Below are 19,942 nucleotides of genomic sequence, written 5' to 3'. Positions count from 1 at the left end.
AGGCTTTCTCACCGGCCCGATTATCAACCGCGAGATTAAAGACAGTGACAACACATTCCCGACTCAGTGAAAAGGATCAACAAAAAGTCGACAAGTTTCTGCAACAGGGAATCAATGAGACAGAGCGCAAACCATTCAGGCCGGGCAAACTGCTGCTCTGGCTGATTGTTATTATTGTGATATTAGGCGCACTTAGCCGTTTTATTGGTTATCTGGTGGTCAACTGAAAACCACACAGAACCAGACAAGAAGAAGTAACAAGATGATAAAACGAAAAAAGCGCTGACTCTTTCGAATCAGCGCTTTTAAATGTGGTGGGTCGTGTAGGATTCGAACCTACGACCAATTGGTTAAAAGCCAACTGCTCTACCAACTGAGCTAACGACCCACATTTTGTCTCGCACACTTTACCGTGATTTTTGAGACTGTCAACCGGTCAAACGCATCAACCAATCAACAAAAATGGCTCCCCGAGCTGGACTCGAACCAGCGACCCAATGATTAACAGTCATTTGCTCTACCAACTGAGCTATCGGGGATCAAAAAGTGGTGGGTCGTGTAGGATTCGAACCTACGACCAATTGGTTAAAAGCCAACTGCTCTACCAACTGAGCTAACGACCCACATTTTGTCTCGCACACTTTACTGTGATTTTCGAGACTGTCAACCGGTTAAACGCATCAACCAATCAACAAAAATGGCTCCCCGAGCTGGACTCGAACCAGCGACCCAATGATTAACAGTCATTTGCTCTACCAACTGAGCTATCGGGGATCAAAAAGTGGTGGGTCGTGTAGGATTCGAACCTACGACCAATTGGTTAAAAGCCAACTGCTCTACCAACTGAGCTAACGACCCACATTTTGTCTCGCACACTTTACCGTGATTTTTGAGACTGTCAACCGGTCAAACGCATCAACCAATCAACAAAAATGGCTCCCCGAGCTGGACTCGAACCAGCGACCCAATGATTAACAGTCATTTGCTCTACCAACTGAGCTATCGGGGAATTACCGCGTCGGCTTCTGCAGCGGCGCTGCGTCATCAACCAACGGCGGCGAATGATACTGGCTTTAGATTTTCTGTCAACACCCTGAATTCACATTAAGGGTAAACCGTACAAAGTTATTGGCACCGATTTCACCACTGCCTGCCAAATAAGGTACTTGCCAACCCACCCGCTATTACTCTTAATTAAAGAGACAATAAAATAAAAACCAGCAATAAAAACGCAAAGGACAGCCCCATGCCCGAACGCCGCAGAGATGACCGGTCCCCCGTTACTCATACTATTCACGTATTCGATCAGGATTCCGGTCAAAGGCTGGGCAAGGTTGTAGATCTGTCACCGGAGGGGTTCATGCTACTGGGAGACAGTCCAGTCCCCAAAGACAAGCAATTCAGTTGTCGCCTGGAGTCTGAAGCACTGAACGACAATCTGGTGATATCTGCTGAATGCCTGTGGAGCCGCGAGAGCAGCTCCCAGGGTTATCACTGGTCAGGCTTTCATATTTCTGAAATATCAGCTTCTGCAAAAGAACAGCTGATCAGCCTGATCGACTGATCACTGCCCCGATATCAGTTAACTGAATACGATCTGATCATCCTCCACCGATGCCCTGATGGTGGATTCCGGCTTGAACTTGCCCGCCAGCACATCATGTGCCAGCGGGTTTTCTATCCAGCGCTGAATCGCACGCTTCAGTGGACGGGCGCCGTAAACCGGGTCGAAGCCAACATCCACCAGCCGTTGCATGGCATCATCATCGACTTCAAGCGACAGATCATTTTCTTCCAGCCGTGCTTTAAGGCGAGCTAACTGAATACTGGCGATACCGGCAATCTGCTCCTTGCGCAGCGGATGGAAGACCACCAGCTCATCAATCCGGTTTACAAATTCAGGTCTGAAATGATTACCCACTACATCCATCAAGGTTGATTTGATGGTTTCAAAGTCATCATCTTTCAAATCATGAATCAGATCAGACCCGAGGTTTGAAGTCATCACGACGACGGTATTACGGAAATCAACCGTACGGCCATGACCATCTGTCAGACGACCATCTTCGAGCACCTGCAGCAGGATATTGAAAACATCGGGGTGGGCTTTTTCCACTTCATCCAGCAATACCAGAGAATAAGGTTTGCGACGCACAGCTTCGGTCAGGTAACCACCCTCTTCGTAGCCAACATATCCCGGAGGTGCACCCAACAGACGAGCCACAGAATGCTTTTCCATAAATTCGGACATGTCGATCCGAACCATGGCATCTTCGGTATCAAACAGGAATACAGCCAGCGCCTTGCACAGTTCTGTTTTACCGACGCCGGTCGGGCCGAGGAACATGAAAGAGCCATTGGGTCGGTTAGGATCGGCCAGTCCAGCCCGGGAACGGCGCACCGCATGGGATACCGCACTGACAGCCTCTTCCTGGCCGATTACGCGTTTATGCAGCTCATCTTCCATTCGAATCAGTTTTTCGCGCTCGCCTTCCAGCATCTTCGATACCGGAATACCGGTCCACTTGGAAACCACTTCGGCGATTTCTTCATCTGTCACCTTGTTCCGCAACAGTTTCATATCACCGCGAGCTTCGGCTTCAGCCGCCTGTTCAATCTGTTTCTCCAGTGCCGGCAGCTGGCCGTACTGAATTTCTGACATGCGGCCGAGATCACCACTACGGTTGGCAGCTTCCAACTCCTGCAGCAGCTTTTCTTTCTCTTCCTTCAGTTTGTGCGAGCCCTGCACCACCGCTTTTTCTGCCGTCCAGATCTCTTCCAGATCGGCAAATTCTTTTTCCAGCTGTTCGACTTCTTCATTCAGCAGCTTGAGCCGCTCCTTCGACGCCTTGTCTTCTTCTTTCTTCAGCGCTTCCTGTTCAATTTTCAGCTGAATCAGGCGCCGCTCCAGCTTGTCCATCTCTTCCGGTTTGGAATCCATCTCCATTCGAATCCAGCTGGCTGCTTCGTCAACAAGGTCGATTGCCTTGTCTGGCAGCTGTCTGCCCGTAATGTAGCGGTTAGAAAGATGGGCCGCCGCAACAATAGCCGGGTCAGTGATATCAACATGGTGGTGAACTTCATAACGCTGCTTAAGACCACGAAGAATAGCGATGGTGTCCTTCTCGGAAGGCTCATCGACCTGGACTTTCTGGAACCGGCGCTCAAGTGCAGCATCTTTCTCGATATACTGGCGATATTCATCCAGTGTCGTCGCACCGACACAGTGCAGTTCACCACGGGCCAGCGCAGGTTTGAGCATATTGCCGGCATCCATTGAGCCTTCAGCCTTGCCGGCACCCACCATGGTGTGCAATTCATCAATAAACAGAATGACCTGACCTTCCTGTTTCGCCAGATCATTCAGTACCGCTTTCATCCGTTCTTCGAACTCACCGCGGAATTTGGCGCCGGCAATCAGAGCGCCCATATCCAGCGACAGTAGTTTCTTGCCTTTAATGCCTTCAGGCACCTCACCATTGATAATACGCTGGGCCAGCCCCTCGACAATGGCTGTTTTACCGACCCCGGGTTCACCGATCAGTACCGGGTTATTTTTGGTCCGGCGCTGCAACACCTGAATGGTGCGACGAATTTCGTCATCCCGGCCGATTACCGGATCAAGCTTGCTGGCTTCTGCTCTTGCGGTTAGATCAATGGTGTATTTATCCAGTGCCTGACGATGATCTTCTGCATTGGGATCGTTTACATCCTGACCACCACGCAGGTTTTTGATTGCCGTTTCCAGCGCCTTGCGACTGACACCCTGGCTGTTCAGCAACTGTCCGACCGGGCCCTTGTCATCCATAAAGACAAGCACCATGGTTTCGCTCGAGATGTACTGATCGCCGTTTTGCTGCGCTTGTTTGTCTGCAAGATTGAGCAGACGTGCCGTATTCTGGGAAGGTGAAATTTCACCGGTGGGGTTCTGCACCACAGCCAAGTGCTGTAACTGATCATCCAGCTCCTGTCGCACTACCGCGACATCGAAACCGACCTGCATCAACAGAGGCCGGACTGAGCCTCCCTGCTGATCCATCAGGGAAATCATCAGATGCACCGGCTCAATCATGCTGTGGTCCTTGCCAATGGCAATGGACTGGGCATCAGAAAAAGCTTCCTGCAGCTTGGTGGTCAGACGATCAATTCTCATAGCGCCTCCTTCGTACATTGCCCTGCAGCAGAGAGTTCGAGAGGGCAGGTACGCTGTCATTCATCCCGCTTCTACAGCTTCAGACGGGATGAACTCTGGTTATTCGTGCTCTTGACTATTTACGTTCTTAACTACTGATATGGCGACGGGATTTATGTTTTCAAGAGCACCTGTTGAGTCAGGGGTATCCGGGTGTCGAGTCAAACGGGATGAAACAGGTCTATCCTAGAAGAAAATCCACAATAACGATGCGATATGTTTATTGCTTTTGAGGCCGCCCACAGTACAGGCAAAACAACAACATCCAGCGCCTTGCTGCAGCAGCTGAATAGCGCGGATAACGGCCCTGACAAATGGATACTGCTGCCGGATTATTATCGCGTCATCAGCATCGAGCTGGGGTATCAGCGACCACGGGATATTATTCTTGAACATCCCGAAACCAATCTTACTGTTACTGCCATGGTTGCATCGGCACTCGGGGCCCAGCTGCAATGGCTGGAGCACATCCGGGAACAGGGGCTGCACGGGATTATTGATGCCGGCACGGCAACCATGCTGTGTTATCCGCAGCACTGGCTGGAACGTGAAGGGCAGCAGCTTCCGCCCTATATTCTCAAGCTGGCCGAGTATTGCAGCCAGCTGATTGATTATTTTATCTACCTGCCAATCAATGCCATCCCTCTGGAGGACGATGGCGTCAGAAGTATGGATCCGGCCTTTCAGCAGACGATTGACCAATTGCTTCAGAGCCATTTGCAGGTGATGGCTTCCCCGGCACAACTACTGCGCACCGGAAGCACCTCACTGGAAGACCGGTTGGCAGAAATTCAGGCCTTTCTCACACCTAGGGAGCGTTCTCAATCCAGATAAAACTGGCCATTCGCCCGGACTCTTGCCCACGGCGATAGGAGAAAAATTTTTCCTTATCGCAATAAGTACAATATTCACCCCCATAAACCTTTGTCACACCGGCAGCTTCCAGCCTGATACGTGCAATTTGGTACAGATCAGCCATCCAGTGCCCTGACCGGATCGATGGCGTAAAAGCCCGCTCTGTCTGGTCATGGCGAGTTATAAATGCCTCACGGACTTCACTACCCACTTCAAAGTGGCAAGACGCAATGGCTGGCCCCATCCAGGCCATCAACTGCCGGGGCTCACTTCCCATAGACTGAATAGTATTTTCCAGAACGCCTCCTGCAAGCCCTCGCCATCCGGCATGGGCAGCTGCAACGCGGGAGCCTGCCTGATCACAGAACAGTACAGGTAAACAGTCAGCCGTCATGGCGGTACAAGGGTGACCCGCTTCTGCTGTCCAGCAGGCATCCGCTTCCGGTTCAGAGTGATCTCCTTTCGCGACAACAACATCAGCTCCATGTACCTGCTTAAGCCACTGAGGTTCATGCTGCCAACCAACTTGCTGCTTCAACCATAACCTGTTGTCTCTACCTTGCTGTGGATCACAACCTTCAGCTCTGACACTCAGGCTGAACTCCCCCTGATGCAGATCACGGGTTGCAGTAAATGCTTTGACATTGGCCGGTGCCGGCCAGTCAGGCTGAATGCCGGGAAGCTGGTGCGGGTTTATTGTCATAAAAATGCCTCTGTCCGGGCCCCGATGCCATATTTCTTGTTTTACGATTATTTCAGCCTGAGCGGAAAAATCCGCTCAGGCTGTATCTTCTTATGATCGCTTACAGGTTCTCATGGGTATCCTGGTCCTGCTCCAGGATCTCAAGCAGCTGCACCATATCTTCAGGCAGAGGTGCTTCCCACTCCATGTATTCTCCGTTCACGGGATGTTCCAGACCCAGCCTGCGAGCATGCAGCGCCTGACGGCCAAAACCTCTTAGAAAGGCACTAACTTCCTCACTGCAGCCCTTGGGAATCCGATGGCGGCCGGCATAGACCGGATCACCGACCAGCGGGTAGTTAATATGGCTCATATGCACCCGGATCTGGTGTGTCCGGCCGGTTTCCAGTTTTACCCGGATATGCGTATGAGCACGGAAACGCTGGAGTACTCGATAATGAGTCACAGCATGCTTGCCACCGCCGGTCACCGCCATTTTCTGACGCTGGGTTGAGTGACGGCCGATAGGCTCATCTACAGTTCCACCACCGGTCATTACACCCATGGAAACCGCTTCATATTCGCGACTGACCGTTCTTTCCTGCAGCTGGGCAACCAGATCGGTATGGGCTTTCAGGTTTTTGGCAACTACCATCAAACCTGTGGTTTCCTTATCCAACCGGTGCACAATGCCCGCCCGGGGTACAGAATCGATTTCCGGCCAGCGATACAGCAGTCCGTTCAGCAGCGTTCCACTGCGATTACCGGCAGCAGGATGAACCACCAGACCGGCAGGTTTGTTGATGACAATGATGTCATCATCTTCATACACCACATCCAACGGGATCGCTTCGGCTTCCCAGCGCTCTTCGCTTTCTACTTCTGCCTGCAGCACCAGCTGCTCACCACCCAGCACTTTGTCGCGGGTTTTGGCTGTTTTGCCGTTGACTGTCAGGGCGCCACTCTTGATCCACTCCTGCAGGCGGGCACGGGAATAATCCGAAAAACAGGATGCTGCTACCTGATCCAGCCGCTTGCCGCCAAGCTCTGCAGGAACTTCTGCTTCCTGTACGATCTGTTCTGACATGAAACCTCGCGATTACTCACAGAAAAAAGTTATACCCCGAAAGCATCAGGATATGTGAAATATCAGAGCCAATGAGTTATAAATGACTCTCAGATGAAAACAGCCATGAGCAGCAGTGCCGCCCTTACCCGGAAACAATCCCGGATATGCAAATGGCGATCTGGTTGTGGCATAAATCAGGCGCTCTTGAGAGCTCAAATAAAGATAGCCCCAAGAAGTAATCATCCTGCACGCCTCAAACTCACCTTGGCATCAACCGCCTTGGGGTTTAGTGCTGTTGTATGATTAAATACGCCTTCAGTCTAACATGAGCCAAAGGGATTGTTTCTTCTCATGCGATCTGCAATTAGCGTTCGTTCACTTACCAACCTGCGTGCAGTTGCGGGTCTGGTGTTCCTTTCGCTGACCCTGGTGCTCAGCGGCTGCTCCTCGTCCGGCAAGAAAGATCTTTCCGAATATGATGGTCTGTCTGAAGCCGAGCTGTACAGCAAGGCAGTCAAGGCTCTGGATAACAAAACCTACAGCAAGGCTGTTGATGCCCTGCGTCAAATCGAGTCCCGTTATCCCTTTGGACCGTTCGCCGAACAAGCTCAGCTGAACCTGATTTACGCCTATTACAAGAACTTTGAGCCGGAAGCCGCACGGGCTTCAGCAGAGCGTTTTATTCGCCTGCATCCACAGCATCCCAGCGTTGATTATGCCTACTACATGCGCGGCCTGGCTTCCAACACCGCCAACCTTGGTCTGATCGAGCGTTACATTCCGATTGATCTGACCAAACGTGATCCGGGGCAGGCACGTGACTCCTTCAATGAATTCTCCGAACTGCTGCGCCGTTACCCGGACAGCCGTTATGCACCGGATGCCCGCCAGCGCATGATCGCACTGCGTAACCGCCTGTCCTGGTACGAAATTCATGTGGCCACATACTACATGAAGCGCAAGGCCTATGTCGCCGCGATTAACCGGGGCCGTTATGTGGTTGAAAACATGCCTGAAACACCTGCGGTACCGGATGCACTGGCCATTATGGTCGAAGGCTACCAGCACCTGAGCCTGCAGGAGCCTGCAGACGAAGCACTGCAGGTATTGCGCCTGAACTACCCTGACCACGTGACCCTTGATGCCCAGGGCAACTTTGTTGGCTACAAGGTATTCAGTGATGTTGACCCGTCTATCTGGAACACCATGACCTTTGGTCTGCTGGATGAAGCGCCTTCCATGCCTGAAATGCCGGAGATTCCGAGCTTTTTCGAAGATGAGGAAGAACAGACTGCAGATGCCCCCAAGCCTCCGACAGCAGGTTAATACCTGAGCGGACAGAATGACACGCGCAGCAAGCTTTGGCTTCTGCGCGTTTTTTTATTTCAAGACGGCCAAACCAGATGACAGTTATCGTTCAGTGTCCCACTTGCAAGAAGCCGGTGGAGTACTCGGAAAAAAGCCCTTACCGCCCCTTTTGCTGCAAGCGCTGTCGTTTGATTGATCTTGGAGCCTGGGCCAGTGAAGAGCGCTCCATTCCCGGTGACCCTACTTTTGATGATGTGCTGTCCGAAGATCTAACCCATAAAAACTAGATTGAGCAATCGTCACCTGTAATGCAGAACTGTTTAATCAGTTCTGCATAATCAGGAAACTGTGGCAGTAGTTCACTGCAACAACCAAATTCGAAATCATCAAAATCAAACCCGGGAGAGACGGTACAGCCAAGCAGAGCAAAATCTTCTGGCCCCGGCTCAGGTCCCGAGCTGCCATCCAGTTCAGAAGCAAACCAGCGCCCGGCAGGAACCACACCCATCGGCAACCCACCATCTGACAGGCCACTGCCCAGCCTGATCAACTCATAGCCTTTATCAGACAGGGTATGAATCTTGAGCGGCAGAGTGCCGCCATAGTAATGCCACAACTCATCCTGACGAATACGGTGGAACGCAGAAAAACCGTCGCCGGTAAGCAGGTAGTAAATTGCTGTGGTTACAGGCCGTTCATCCTCGATTCCGATTTTTGACAGCGATCCTTCCGGAACAGCAAAATCAGCGGTATAGACACGACGATACCAGCCACCCTCAGGATGAGGCTGGAGCCCAAGATACTTGATCCAACCGGCAGCACTCAGCATCAGCCTAACCCTCCCAGAATGCAGTTATTGCTGCGACCCCTTGTGCCCCTGCTGACTGGGCTGCTGAAAGGTCACCTTCACTCATACCTCCGAGCCAGTAAACAGGCACTGTCGCTTTTAGCGTCAGTTTTGTTGCTTCACTCTCCCCAAGAAGGTCACATCCGGGGTGACTGGTTGTTTTCTTTACCGGAGACAATGTCACAAAATCCACACCTCGTTCTGCAGCCAGTTGGAGCTGTTGCAGGTTATGGCAGGAGGCTGCATAGAGATACTGCTTATCCAGTACATCAGACACTAGCAACTGCTCCAGTTCTGCAGATGTCAGATGCATACCGGCAACATCCTGAGTGACATGCTCATGCAAAGCATTCAGCCCACCTTTGACAAGCAAACGGGCTCCATACTCTGCACATAACGGTGCAACGATCCTCTCACAAAGATCGTGATAGGACTCATTCGAAAGCCAGGGGGCACGGAAGCAAATCAATTGTGTACCTGCCTTTAATGCATGCTCAAGACGTACCCTCAGATCAGACTCATCAGAGAAGCGGCCTGTAATCAGATAACGGGAAGGCAATTTTAGCGCAGAGATTATTGGCCTGTTTGCGGGCGGGAAATCTTCATCCCTGAGTTCATTTACAGGTCTCCAGCAAACAGGTTGTCCTTCTGCACCGTGAGGTTCACCCGCAATGATTCTGACCTGCCAGACATCCAGCAATACGGTTTTTTCAGGGTATTCATGTTGAATCTGGATAACCGGAGCAACAGTTTCTGTTTCTACACCCAGTTCCTCCAAAAGCTCACGCTTCATAGCCTCATGCAGAGTTTCACCGGCTTCGACCTTGCCTCCGGGAAACTCCCACATGCCACCCATATGCTTATCTGTCGGACGACGTGCAACAAAAACGCTGCCATCACTTCTCTGGATGACAGCTACGGCAACATGAACAACTTTATTTTCAGGTTCGGTATTCTGCATTAATTTTTACATAGTCATGTGAGAGGTCACTGGTCCAGACTGTTTCCGAAACAGAGCCTGATCCCAGCTCAATCCGGATTACTATTTCCTGCTGGTCCATGACAGCCTGACCTCTGGACTCTTCATAGCCCGGCGCACATCCACCTTGCTCGACGATACACACATCATCCAGCCAGATACGCAGCCGGTTAATATCCAGGTTTTCCACGTCAGCCCGCCCTACTGCAGCAAGAATCCGGCCCCAGTTAGGATCAGAGGCATACAGTGCGGTTTTAACCAACGGTGAATGTGCCACGGTATAAGCCACTTCAAGCGCCTCGGATGAGCTTGCAGCCTGCTCAACCTGGATGGATACAAACTTGGTGGCACCTTCTCCATCACGAATCAGCGCCTGCGCCAAATATTGCAACAGCGTGGTTAAGGCTTGCTGAAAGCGGCCCCCATCTGCCGATTCCAGCGTCATAAGCGGTTCTGACTCGCCTGCTCCGGTTGCAACCAGCATACAGGCGTCGTTAGTCGAGGTATCGCCATCAACAGTAACCCGGTTGAACGACTTTTCAACAGATACCTGCAGCGCTTGCTGGAGGACATTCTGTGGAATGCGCAGGTCGGTCGCTACATAGGCCAGCATGGTCGCCATATTGGGGCGTATCATACCTGCCCCTTTACAGATACCCGATAAGTGATGCTCCTGCCCCTGATACATAAAAGGCACTGTATAGCCTTTGGGAACAGTATCTGTGGTCATAATGGCTTCTGCTGCACGACACCAGCTGCCTTCATTCAGGTCTGCAACTGCAGCGGGCAGCCCGGCACAGATTCTATCAACCGGAAGAGGCTCTCCTATCACGCCTGTTGAAAAAGGTAGCACTTGCTCGGGATCACACCCCATTATTTCTGCCACCCGGTCACAGCAGGTTATCGCATCATCCATGCCCTGCTGACCTGTGCCAGCATTGGCATAACCTGTGTTGATAACAAAACAGCGAGGCGTTTTTCCTGATTCAAAAAGCCGCTGCTTTGCCAGCTGAACAGGTGCGGCGCAAAAGCGATTTTGGGTAAAGACGCCAGCAACTGCTGCCTGTTCAGACCAACTGATTACAGTCAGATCCTTGCGATTGGAATATTTGATTCCTGCAGCCGTACTTCCAAGCCTGAAACCTGCCACAGGCTTCACTTCAGGTTGAGCGGGTAATCCTACAGCCATACATCCCCCTTATTTGGCGACCAATAGTATCGCCGGTGTTGTTATCAAGAGACATTGATGTTCTGGAACTTGATGATTCGGGAACCTGACGACACAGATATCTATTCATCAATACAGAATAATAATTAGCCGCTAATAAAAAAGCCTCTTGACCGTTTCAAGTCAAGAGGCTTTTTCGATTTTAGTATCGGTTACAGGCTATCAGGCAATTTTACCGCAGCATTGCTTGTATTTTTTGCCGGAACCACAAGGGCAAGGCTCGTTACGTCCAACCTTGTGACCTTCACGAACAAACGGTTGATGCTGCTCTTCAGCGGTTGCTTCCTGAGCTTCATCTTCTTCCTGTCCCGGCATGGCATTGGCCTGGTCATGCTTGAACTGCATTTGTTGAGCCATCTGCTCACGACGTGCACGTTCCATCTCTTCAGTCCGGTCATCCTGCTGGACCTGAACATGGCTCAGAATGCGAATAGTGTCGTGCTTGATGTCTTCCAGCATTTGCTGGAACAGCTCAAATGCTTCCCGCTTGTATTCCTGCTTCGGGTTCTTCTGAGCATAGCCGCGCAGATGAATACCCTGACGCAGGTGATCCATAGTGGCAAGGTGTTCTTTCCACTTGTCATCCAGAATACGCAGCAGGATATGCTTCTCGAAGTTGCGCAGGGACTCGGCACCAACCTGCTCTTCCTTGGCGTCGTAGGATGCAATAACGGTCTCGAGGATCTTCTGGCGCAGGCCTTCCTCATCCAGCATCCGGTCTTCATCCAGCCACTGCTGCACCGGCAGACGTTCTGCCAGCTCGCCGGCAACCTGTTCTTCCAGTCCGGAAACATCCCACTGTTCCGGCAGACTCTGAGCCGGAATATGGTTGTCAATAACGCTGTTAACAACAGATTCGCGCATTGCCTTGATATTTTCGGATACGTCAGCCTCTGCCAGCAGCTCATCACGCTGGGTATAAACAACCTTACGCTGGTCGTTGGCAACGTCATCATATTCAAGCAGCTGCTTACGAATATCGAAGTTACGGCCTTCAACCTTACGCTGGGCCTTTTCGATGGCATTGGTCACCATCCGGTGCTCAATGGCTTCACCTTTTTCCATACCCAGCGCTTTCATGAAGCCCTTGACCCGGTCAGAGGCAAAGATACGCATCAGGTTGTCTTCCAGCGACAGGTAGAAACGGGATGAACCCGGGTCACCCTGACGACCGGCACGACCACGCAGCTGGTTATCGATACGGCGGGATTCATGACGCTCAGTACCGATAATATGCAGACCACCGTTATCAATGACTGCCTTGTGACGTACTTCCCATTCCTGCTTCAGGCGTTCACGGTCAGCATTAGTCGGATTTTCAAGCTTGTTGAATTCAGCTTCCCAGTTACCACCCAGGATAATATCGGTACCACGGCCCGCCATGTTGGTCGCGATGGTAATTGCTCCCGGGCGACCGGCCTGGGCAATAATTTCCGCTTCCTTTTCATGGAATTTGGCGTTCAGTACCTGGTGCTCAATACCAGCCTGCTCAAGGGCGTTGGACAGGTGCTCGGAAGAGTCGATAGAAGCCGTACCAACCAGTACCGGACGCTCGGCCTTCACTGTTTCCTTGATATCGGCAATGATGGCGTCGTACTTCTCACCAATGGAGAGGTAGATCAGATCGTTGTAGTCCTTACGAACCATCGGTTTGTTGGTCGGGATAACAACAACATCCAGACCGTAAATCTGGCGGAATTCGAAAGCTTCGGTATCCGCTGTACCGGTCATACCGGACAGGGTTTCATACAGTCGGAAGTAGTTCTGGAAGGTGGTGGAAGCCAGAGTCTGGCTTTCTGCCTGAATATTCAGACCTTCCTTGGCTTCCAGTGCCTGATGCAGGCCTTCAGACAGACGACGACCGGGCATGGTTCGGCCGGTATGTTCATCAACCAGCAGCACCTCACCATCCTTCACAATGTATTCTACATTGCGGGTAAACAGAGCATGGGCACGCAGACCTGAGTAGACATGATGCAGCAAATTCAGGTTGCTTGATGCATAGAGGCTTTCACCCTCAGGCAGCAGACCAATTTCCTGCAGCAGTTCTTCAACAAACAGGTGGCCGGTTTCATTCAGTTCAACCTGACGGGTCTTTTCATCCAGAGAGTAGTGGCCATTAACAGGCTGCTCACCTTCACCTTCGACCTCTTCAGCTCTTTCCAGACGGGGAATCAGCTGATTAATTTTCTTGTAGAGTTCGGAGGAATCATCAGCCGGACCGGAGATAATCAACGGGGTACGGGCTTCATCGATCAGGATCGAGTCCACTTCGTCGACAATAGCGAAGTTGCATCCACGCTGGAACTTGTCTTCCAGACGGAAAGCCATGTTGTCACGCAGGTAATCAAAACCGAATTCGTTGTTGGTTCCGTAAGTGATATCGGCTTCATAAGCAGCACGTTTTTCGACCGGATCCTGCTGCGGGACAACAACACCGACACTCAGCCCCAGGAACTCATACAATGGACGCATCCAGCTGGAGTCACGGCGAGCCAGGTATTCATTGACAGTAACAACGTGCACACCTTGGCCGGACAACGCATTCAGGTAAGCCGGCAGAGTCGCTACCAGTGTCTTACCTTCACCGGTACGCATTTCGGCAATCCGGCCTTCGTGCAATGTAATACCACCGACCATCTGGGAGTCGAAGTGGCGCATTCCCATCACGCGCTTGCTGGCCTCACGTACTACAGCAAAGGCTTCCGGCAGCAGAGCGTCAAGTGTTTCACCCTTTTCCAGACGCTGACGGAATTCATCCGTCCGGGCACGCAGCTCATCATCAGACAGAGACGATAAAGACTCTTCCAGGGCTGCAATGGTTTTCACCAGCTTGCCCATCCGTTTCAGCTGCCGGTCATTCCGGCTGCCGATGATTTTTGTAATCAGGGATGAAAACATAAAGATCCGTCAATCGAACTATTTACGATGGAAATGCCACCATTTTCATACTGCCAGGAGGATAACACTTCCCGCTCGTGATCACGTGCCACGGAAATGCTGCCGCTTTCATATTCGGGTGGGTGGTAAATCCCCTCACAGCTGCTTCTATCCGGCAACAGCCCTGACTAGACAGCGGCACGGAGACAAAGGCTAGGAGTTTAACTCCAATGCCCCCTATGATAAACCGAAGCAAGGCTCCCCACAGGTCGAACGTGCGACTATTTTGCCCGTACAAGTACTATATAAGGACGACTTCTACTGAATTAAACCTCAAAACTGATTTATCCCTTTTTTTGGTTGCGTCTGATAAAACGCATGGGATTAATCGCCTTGTTATTCAGCAGCACTTCAAGGTGCACATGGGGACCAGTAGAGCGGCCGGTATTTCCCAGCTTTGCAACCGCTTGACCCTTGTTGATAGCATCGCCCACTTTGACTGTATTTTCTTTGTTATGAGCATAGCGAGTGATGTAACCACCGGCATGGCTGATTTCAACCAGATTGCCATAACCACCACGTACACCGGAGAAAGTCACAACTCCGGCAGCGATAGCCAGTACATCTGTACCTTCCTTGCCGGCAAAGTCCAGGCCCATATGCCAGGTCGTCTTGCCGGTAAAGGGATCGGTGCGCTTTCCGAAACGGGAAGATAACCAACCCTTGGCAACGGGCCAGCCAGCCAGAGACTGTTCATCTTCAAGCTGGCGGTTGGAAAGAAACAATTCGAGAATCTGTAGTTGCTGATGGCGCTGCTCGATATCACGGGCGAGCTGGTCGAGGCTTTCCATGAAGTCCGGCCGCTCTATATCAGACACTAGCTGGGCACTGTCTTCCGGCCCACCTTGTGCGGGTTGTTCACTGAAATCAAACTCACCCTTGTCCAGGCTCGCCATCTCGGTTAGACGCTCACCCAGCGCATCAATACGGGTCAGTCTTCCCTGCAGTTGTGCCAGCCTGAGTGCCAGTGCATCAAAATCTCTCGAGGAAACAGCCTGAAGCTCGGCTATTTTCTCATTCTGGATATTTAATTCCCGCTTCCAGTCTGCCACAGCCTCTGTCGGCACATTACTGCCTGGATCAATCGTCAACCAGACAGCAAAACCACCTAATACAGCAGACAGGGTCATAAACAGACAGAAAGCCGCAATAACAGGGCCTGAGGAATAATGGCGAGCGTGAGCAGGTTTCTCCCCGCGACCAACAACAATTATTCTCATTTTACGAGGGAGCTCCAGCAGATGGCGTCCCAGCCAGCAGCTTTGGATTCAAGCCGGAACCAACAGGATTGTTATGCATCTCAAGGTATAAGGACACGACCTGACATGAAACTGTCAGTTGGCTGGTAGAGCCTGCCGCGGGTGAGGAGGAGAAATCCGATAAAAGTCCAGCCTCTGACAACAACACCCCACTATGCATAACAAAACAATGCACAATAGAAATCCTGAGTGTGGAATTTTAGAATCTGCTGAACTCTAGCATTGGCATCAGTTACCCGCAAGATACAAAACAGGGGTCTTAAAGACCCCTGTTTTATGCTAATACGATTTTTCTGCGGGTATCACGCTGTAACCAGCGTGGGACGACCGTAGGAAATAGGAGCAACCTTGGCATCTTCAAAGGTTACCACTTCCCATGCATCCTCTTCCTTCAGCAGCTGACGCAGGAGGATGTTGTTCAGTTCGTGTCCTGACTTGTGGCCAATAAACTCACCAATCAGGCTCTTGCCCAGCAGGTACAGGTCACCGATAGCATCCAGCATCTTGTGCTTGACGAACTCATCTTCGTAACGCAGGCCGTCTTCGTTCAGGATGCGGTAGTCATCAACCACAATCGCGTTATCAACACTGCCGCCAAGCGCCAGATTATGAGAGCGCAGATATTCGATATCACGCATAAAGCCGAACGTACGGGCACGACTCACTTCCTTAACGAAAGAAGTTGTTGAGAAGTCGATGCTTGAAGTCTGGGTTACACCCTTGAATACCGGGTGATCAAAGTCGATCTCAAAGCTGACCTTGAAGCCATCGTAAGGCACAAATGTTGCGGACTTTTCACCATCCTCAACCGTTACCTTGCGCTTGATCCGGATAAATTGCTTGGGAGCATTCTGTTCTTCAATGCCTGCAGACTGAATCAGGAATACAAAAGGTCCGGCACTGCCATCCATAATAGGTACTTCGTGGGCACTGACTTCAACATAAGCGTTGTCAATGCCCAGACCTGCCATGGCAGACAGCAGATGTTCAACAGTATCAACACGAACCCCGTCTTTCTCGAGGGATGTGCAAAGTGTGGTCTGACCTACATTTTCTGCCCGCGCAGGGATTTCTCGCACCGGATCGAGGTCGGTGCGACAGAATATAATGCCGGTATCTACGGGAGCAGGCTTCAGGGTCAGATACACCTTTTCCCCAGAGTGCAGCCCGACCCCTGTGGCCCGTATTATATTTTTCAGGGTTCGTTGTCTGATCATCATCGTACTGTGGAAAGCTTGCTGCGAAATCTAATCATCGATTGTAGCAAACATCTCTTTCTTAACCAAACCTTAACAACCGGGATTTTTACCTATTTAGTCGGCCTGACGACGCAAAAAAGTAGGTATATCCAGATAATTCGGCTGCTGGTCATCACGACCACCGGCCGGACGGCTGGCTTTGGCCTCTTCTTCCTGCTGCCGCCCCTGGCGTGAAATTGCCGGGCGCTCCAGTTCGTCCAGATCCAGCGTACCATCCGGGTTACGTACAGTGCTGGCCTTCGGCTGCTGCTGAGGTGCTGCCTCTGCAGCCTGCTCTCCCAGACCGGTGGCCACTACGGTTACCCGCATTTCATCAGACATATCTGGATCAATAACAGTTCCCACAACGACTGTAGCGGACTCGGAAGCGATATCGTGAATGATCTCACCAACTTCATGAAATTCACCCATGGACAGATCCAGACCGGCAGTAATATTAACCAGAATACCGCGTGCGCCCTTGAGGTTGACATCATCCAGCAGCGGGCTGCGGATGGCCTGCTCGGCAGCTTCAGAGGCCCGGTTGGAGCCGGTTGCAGCGCCAGTACCCATCATCGCCATGCCCATTTCAGACATAACCGTACGCACGTCTGCAAAGTCGACGTTAATCAGGCCCTGACGGATAATCAGGTCAGCAATGCCCTGTACCGCGCCCTGCAACACATCATTGGCCGCCTTGAAAGCAGACAGCAGGCTGGCATCTTTGCCCAGCACCGGCAGCAGCTTCTGATTTGGAATGGTAATCAGGGAATCAACATTCTCGGCCAGCTCTTTCAAACCGGCTTCGGCGACTGCCATACGGCGACGACCTTCAAAACTGAAAGGTTTGGTCACCACGGCAACGGTCAGGATACCAAGCTCCTTGGCAACCTCGGCCACAACAGGCGCCGCACCGGTACCAGTACCACCGCCCATGCCGGCAGTGATAAAAATCATATCGGCGCCGTTCATGACATCTGCCAGCCGCTCACGGTCTTCCAGTGCGGCTTCACGACCGATCTGGGGGTTAGCGCCCGCTCCCAGCCCTTTGGTAATGCCGGCACCCAGCTGCAGTACGGTCCTGCCGCCGGTTACCTGCCCTTTCAAAGCCTGGGCATCGGTATTGGCACAGATAAACTCTACGCCTTCTACCTGACTTTCGATCATGTGGTTGACGGCATTGCCGCCACCACCGCCGACACCGATTACCTTAATTACCGCTTCGGAAGGTATGTTGTCCACCAGTTCAAACATACGCGCCTCTCCTTTTAATCTCGAAATCCGTCAGAAAGTAACTGTCTGGCCTGAATAATGGTCAAAAAAGCCAACCCGGCCACCATCAAAACTGCCCCTGAAACCACTGTTTAAGTTTGGAAATCAGGTTTGCCTCTTGGCTACCACCATTATTACTGCTCTGACTACGCCCTTCCGACTGGGCTTTTAAACCATACTGAAGCAACCCGACACCGGTTGCATGAATAGGATTCATGACCTGATCACCCAAGCCACTGACATCTTTTGGCATGCCCAGTCGTACGGGCATGTGGAATATTTCTTCTGCCAGCTCAATGACACCTTCCATTTTGGAGGTACCACCGGTCAGTACGATGCCGGCCCGAACCAGATCTTCAAACCCGCTGCGTCGCAATTCCTGCTGAATCAGGGTGAACAGCTCTTCATAACGAGGCTCCACCACTTCAGCCAGTGCCTGACGGGACAGATCTCTGGGCTCCCGGTCACCGACCGAGGGCACTTTGATTGTTTCATCTACCCCTGCCAGCTGGCGCAGGGCACAGGCATACTTGATCTTGATTTCCTCAGCATGCTGGGTTGGCGTCCTGAAAGCGACAGCAATATCGCTGGTCACCTGATCTCCGGCAATCGGAATGACCGCTGTATGCCGAATAGCGCCATTGGTGAAGATTGCAATATCGGTAGTTCCACCGCCAATATCCACCAGACATACACCCAGATCACGCTCATCATCCTGCAGTACAGAATAACTGGAAGCCAACTGCTCCAGAATGATGTCATCAACTTCCAGGCCACAGCGGCGAATACACTTTTCTATATTCTGTGCTGCGTTAACCGCACAGGTGACCAAGTGCACCCTTGCCTCCAGCCGAACCCCGGACATACCCAGAGGCTCTTTGACACCCTCCTGGGTATCAATCACATATTCCTGCGGCAGAATGTGCAGTATGCGCTGATCTGCAGGAATCGCTACTGCCTGAGCCGCATCGATTACTCGGTCAATATCTGCCCGGGTCACTTCACGGTCACGTATTGCCACGATACCGTGAGAGTTCAGGCTGCTGATATGGTTACCGGCAATCCCCGCATATACCGAGTGAATCTGGCACCCTGCCATCAACTCGGCTTCTTCCACTGCCCGCTGGATGGCCTCGACAGTGGACTCAATATTGACCACCACACCACGCCGAAGACCTCGGGAGGAGTGGGAGCCGATACCAACAATTTCCAGATGCCCGTCAGCAGACTGCTCACCGACAATCGCCACCACTTTTGACGTTCCGATATCCAGACCGACGATCATGTTCCCGTTCGTCGCAGCCGCCATTGCACTTTCCTGTAAACACCGTAATTAAGGTTATCTCCGACATCAGCCGGAGTTTTTGCCGGAGACCCATGCCACCGCTACAGCAGACGAATAACGCAGGTCAATTCGCCTCACATTCAACCACTGTCTTTCCAGCTGACCATTATACAGGCTCACCAGACGGTGGACTCGCTGCTGCAAGCGCTGGCGTCCCAGCACAATTTCCACATCATCACAAAACAGTCGCCAGCCCCCGAGCGCATTCAGCTCAAGACGGTCCAGCGATAACCCCAGCGGTCGTAACAGCCGGCTCAGCATCAAATATTGTTGCAAAACCTCCTGCTGACTACCATCCGGCCCTTGCAACTGCGGCAGCTTTTGCTGCGCAGTGGCATCATGACCAGCCTTGGCAGGACGAAAAATTCGCCCCTCTTTATCCAGCAGTCCACCTCCACTCCAGCGTGCTATCGCTACCTTATCGGTTACCGATACTTCCAGTCGGTCTGGCCAGGAGCGCTTCACCGATGCTTCAGCAACGCCCGGAAGTCGCAGCAGGGATTGCCTCATCTCTTCCAGGTCAACCTGCAGCATCCGCTGATCAATGTGAGGCAATAAAGCGGCCTTCACACTGGCCTGCTCATTCCACTGCAGTTCACCTTCTATTCCGATACTCGCTACAGGTCGATTTAACCAAAACCAGCCAACAGGAACAGCAGCAATAACGCCGACAAAAAAAGCAGCTATTACTATTAATGACAGCACGTTACTCAGCTTCTGCCACCCTT

17 protein-coding genes and 6 tRNA genes are annotated in these 19,942 nt (G+C 51.8%); 5 read left to right on the top strand and 18 right to left on the bottom strand.

The window, feature by feature from the left end:
- The first annotated feature begins 44 nt into the window (after nt 1-44).
- The gene (locus ACYZZ0_RS16850) at nt 45-227 is read left to right on the top strand and encodes a DUF3094 family protein (RefSeq protein WP_461537812.1); all 183 of its coding nucleotides are present in this window, start codon (nt 45-47) and stop codon (nt 225-227) included.
- A gap of 85 nt (nt 228-312) precedes the next feature.
- On the opposite strand, the gene ACYZZ0_RS16845 is transcribed toward ACYZZ0_RS16850, so the two are convergent.
- From ACYZZ0_RS16845 to ACYZZ0_RS16820, 6 genes are all read right to left on the bottom strand, one after another.
- A tRNA-Lys gene (locus tag ACYZZ0_RS16845) sits at nt 313-388 on the bottom strand.
- Between the two features lie 75 nt (nt 389-463).
- A tRNA-Asn gene (locus tag ACYZZ0_RS16840) sits at nt 464-539 on the bottom strand.
- An 8-nt stretch (nt 540-547) separates the two neighbouring features.
- Nucleotides 548-623, bottom strand: a tRNA-Lys gene (locus tag ACYZZ0_RS16835).
- 75 nt (nt 624-698) lie between these two features.
- A tRNA-Asn gene (locus tag ACYZZ0_RS16830) sits at nt 699-774 on the bottom strand.
- Nucleotides 775-782: 8 nt separating this feature from the next.
- Nucleotides 783-858, bottom strand: a tRNA-Lys gene (locus tag ACYZZ0_RS16825).
- A gap of 75 nt (nt 859-933) precedes the next feature.
- Nucleotides 934-1,009: transfer RNA gene (locus ACYZZ0_RS16820), tRNA-Asn, on the bottom strand.
- Between the two features lie 237 nt (nt 1,010-1,246).
- Here ACYZZ0_RS16820 and ACYZZ0_RS16815 point away from each other — a divergent pair.
- The gene (locus ACYZZ0_RS16815) at nt 1,247-1,564 is read left to right on the top strand and encodes a PilZ domain-containing protein (protein WP_461537811.1); all 318 of its coding nucleotides are present in this window, start codon (nt 1,247-1,249) and stop codon (nt 1,562-1,564) included.
- A gap of 18 nt (nt 1,565-1,582) precedes the next feature.
- On the opposite strand, the gene clpB is transcribed toward ACYZZ0_RS16815, so the two are convergent.
- Nucleotides 1,583-4,153 (bottom strand): ATP-dependent chaperone ClpB, encoded by a 2,571-nt coding sequence (gene clpB, locus ACYZZ0_RS16810; RefSeq protein ID WP_461537810.1) that lies wholly within the window; start codon nt 4,151-4,153, stop codon nt 1,583-1,585.
- A gap of 255 nt (nt 4,154-4,408) precedes the next feature.
- Here clpB and ACYZZ0_RS16805 point away from each other — a divergent pair, with 255 nt between their 5' ends.
- Nucleotides 4,409-5,026, top strand: a complete 618-nt coding sequence (locus ACYZZ0_RS16805) for an AAA family ATPase (RefSeq protein ID WP_461537809.1) — start codon at nt 4,409-4,411, stop codon at nt 5,024-5,026.
- On the opposite strand, the gene pgeF is transcribed toward ACYZZ0_RS16805, so the two are convergent.
- Both pgeF and rluD read right to left on the bottom strand, forming a co-directional pair.
- Nucleotides 5,001-5,750: a peptidoglycan editing factor PgeF gene (pgeF, locus tag ACYZZ0_RS16800; RefSeq protein ID WP_461537808.1), complete on the bottom strand. Its 750-nt coding sequence runs from the start codon at nt 5,748-5,750 to the stop codon at nt 5,001-5,003. The two genes, ACYZZ0_RS16805 and pgeF, sit on opposite strands and share 26 nt — an antisense overlap.
- Before the next feature lie 100 nt (nt 5,751-5,850).
- Nucleotides 5,851-6,816 (bottom strand): 23S rRNA pseudouridine(1911/1915/1917) synthase RluD, encoded by a 966-nt coding sequence (gene rluD / locus ACYZZ0_RS16795; protein WP_461537807.1) that lies wholly within the window; start codon nt 6,814-6,816, stop codon nt 5,851-5,853.
- 333 nt (nt 6,817-7,149) lie between these two features.
- On the opposite strand from rluD, the gene ACYZZ0_RS16790 reads away from it, so the two are divergent.
- Both ACYZZ0_RS16790 and yacG read left to right on the top strand, forming a co-directional pair.
- Nucleotides 7,150-8,124 carry an outer membrane protein assembly factor BamD gene (locus ACYZZ0_RS16790; RefSeq protein WP_461537806.1) on the top strand — a complete coding sequence of 325 codons (975 nt, stop codon included), beginning with the start codon at nt 7,150-7,152 and terminating at the stop codon, nt 8,122-8,124.
- Nucleotides 8,125-8,201: 77 nt separating this feature from the next.
- Complete coding sequence (gene yacG / locus ACYZZ0_RS16785; RefSeq protein WP_461537805.1) at nt 8,202-8,393, top strand: DNA gyrase inhibitor YacG; 192 nt, start codon at nt 8,202-8,204, stop codon at nt 8,391-8,393.
- On the opposite strand, the gene ACYZZ0_RS16780 is transcribed toward yacG, so the two are convergent.
- The 9 genes from ACYZZ0_RS16780 to ACYZZ0_RS16740 all read right to left on the bottom strand — a co-directional run bounded on the left by ACYZZ0_RS16780 (nt 8,390) and on the right by ACYZZ0_RS16740 (nt 19,919).
- Entirely contained in the window at nt 8,390-8,935 is a 546-nt protein-coding gene (locus ACYZZ0_RS16780; RefSeq protein WP_461537804.1) for a cupin domain-containing protein, read from the bottom strand. The two genes, yacG and ACYZZ0_RS16780, sit on opposite strands and share 4 nt — an antisense overlap.
- A gap of 4 nt (nt 8,936-8,939) precedes the next feature.
- On the bottom strand, nt 8,940-9,914 hold the full coding sequence (locus ACYZZ0_RS16775; RefSeq protein WP_461537803.1) for a Nudix family hydrolase: 975 nt from the start codon (nt 9,912-9,914) through the stop codon (nt 8,940-8,942).
- On the bottom strand, nt 9,895-11,121 hold the full coding sequence (argJ, locus tag ACYZZ0_RS16770) for a bifunctional glutamate N-acetyltransferase/amino-acid acetyltransferase ArgJ (RefSeq protein WP_461537802.1): 1,227 nt from the start codon (nt 11,119-11,121) through the stop codon (nt 9,895-9,897). Before argJ ends, ACYZZ0_RS16775 begins: the two co-directional genes overlap by 20 nt.
- A gap of 201 nt (nt 11,122-11,322) precedes the next feature.
- Entirely contained in the window at nt 11,323-14,061 is a 2,739-nt protein-coding gene (gene secA / locus ACYZZ0_RS16765) for a preprotein translocase subunit SecA (RefSeq protein WP_461537801.1), read from the bottom strand.
- Nucleotides 14,062-14,384: 323 nt separating this feature from the next.
- Nucleotides 14,385-15,320 carry a M23 family metallopeptidase gene (locus ACYZZ0_RS16760; RefSeq protein WP_461537800.1) on the bottom strand — a complete coding sequence of 312 codons (936 nt, stop codon included), beginning with the start codon at nt 15,318-15,320 and terminating at the stop codon, nt 14,385-14,387.
- A 341-nt stretch (nt 15,321-15,661) separates the two neighbouring features.
- Nucleotides 15,662-16,576 (bottom strand): UDP-3-O-acyl-N-acetylglucosamine deacetylase, encoded by a 915-nt coding sequence (gene lpxC, locus ACYZZ0_RS16755; RefSeq protein WP_461537946.1) that lies wholly within the window; start codon nt 16,574-16,576, stop codon nt 15,662-15,664.
- Between the two features lie 96 nt (nt 16,577-16,672).
- A complete protein-coding gene (gene ftsZ, locus ACYZZ0_RS16750; protein ID WP_461537799.1) occupies nt 16,673-17,851 on the bottom strand; it encodes a cell division protein FtsZ in 1,179 nt (392 codons plus the stop codon).
- Nucleotides 17,852-17,936: 85 nt separating this feature from the next.
- Nucleotides 17,937-19,178 carry a cell division protein FtsA gene (gene ftsA / locus ACYZZ0_RS16745; protein ID WP_461537798.1) on the bottom strand — a complete coding sequence of 414 codons (1,242 nt, stop codon included), beginning with the start codon at nt 19,176-19,178 and terminating at the stop codon, nt 17,937-17,939.
- Between the two features lie 42 nt (nt 19,179-19,220).
- The gene (locus ACYZZ0_RS16740) at nt 19,221-19,919 is read right to left on the bottom strand and encodes a cell division protein FtsQ/DivIB (RefSeq protein WP_461537797.1); all 699 of its coding nucleotides are present in this window, start codon (nt 19,917-19,919) and stop codon (nt 19,221-19,223) included.
- Nucleotides 19,920-19,942 lie beyond the last annotated feature (23 nt).

Source organism: Spongorhabdus nitratireducens, from assembly GCA_947387575.1.
Taxonomy (GTDB): domain Bacteria; phylum Pseudomonadota; class Gammaproteobacteria; order Pseudomonadales; family Endozoicomonadaceae; genus CANDOC01.
Note: the sequence above shows the minus strand (reverse complement) of the source record. Positions and strands in the feature narration are given on the sequence as shown.

Bases quoted from the DNA above. Each gene is read 5' to 3' on its own strand.
- ACYZZ0_RS16780 (WP_461537804.1), bottom strand. From the start codon at position 8,935: ATGCTGAGTGCTGCCGGTTGGATCAAGTATCTTGGGCTCCAGCCTCAT.
- ftsA (WP_461537798.1), bottom strand. From the start codon at position 19,178: ATGGCGGCTGCGACGAACGGGAACATGATCGTCGGTCTGGATATCGGA.
- argJ (WP_461537802.1), bottom strand. From the start codon at position 11,121: ATGGCTGTAGGATTACCCGCTCAACCTGAAGTGAAGCCTGTGGCAGGT.
- pgeF (WP_461537808.1), bottom strand. From the start codon at position 5,750: ATGACAATAAACCCGCACCAGCTTCCCGGCATTCAGCCTGACTGGCCG.
- ACYZZ0_RS16790 (WP_461537806.1), top strand. From the start codon at position 7,150: ATGCGATCTGCAATTAGCGTTCGTTCACTTACCAACCTGCGTGCAGTT.
- ACYZZ0_RS16775 (WP_461537803.1), bottom strand. From the start codon at position 9,914: ATGCAGAATACCGAACCTGAAAATAAAGTTGTTCATGTTGCCGTAGCT.
- ACYZZ0_RS16815 (WP_461537811.1), top strand. From the start codon at position 1,247: ATGCCCGAACGCCGCAGAGATGACCGGTCCCCCGTTACTCATACTATT.
- ACYZZ0_RS16760 (WP_461537800.1), bottom strand. From the start codon at position 15,320: ATGAGAATAATTGTTGTTGGTCGCGGGGAGAAACCTGCTCACGCTCGC.
- ftsZ (WP_461537799.1), bottom strand. From the start codon at position 17,851: ATGTTTGAACTGGTGGACAACATACCTTCCGAAGCGGTAATTAAGGTA.
- clpB (WP_461537810.1), bottom strand. From the start codon at position 4,153: ATGAGAATTGATCGTCTGACCACCAAGCTGCAGGAAGCTTTTTCTGAT.
- lpxC (WP_461537946.1), bottom strand. From the start codon at position 16,576: ATGATCAGACAACGAACCCTGAAAAATATAATACGGGCCACAGGGGTC.
- rluD (WP_461537807.1), bottom strand. From the start codon at position 6,816: ATGTCAGAACAGATCGTACAGGAAGCAGAAGTTCCTGCAGAGCTTGGC.
- secA (WP_461537801.1), bottom strand. From the start codon at position 14,061: ATGTTTTCATCCCTGATTACAAAAATCATCGGCAGCCGGAATGACCGG.
- ACYZZ0_RS16805 (WP_461537809.1), top strand. From the start codon at position 4,409: ATGTTTATTGCTTTTGAGGCCGCCCACAGTACAGGCAAAACAACAACA.
- yacG (WP_461537805.1), top strand. From the start codon at position 8,202: ATGACAGTTATCGTTCAGTGTCCCACTTGCAAGAAGCCGGTGGAGTAC.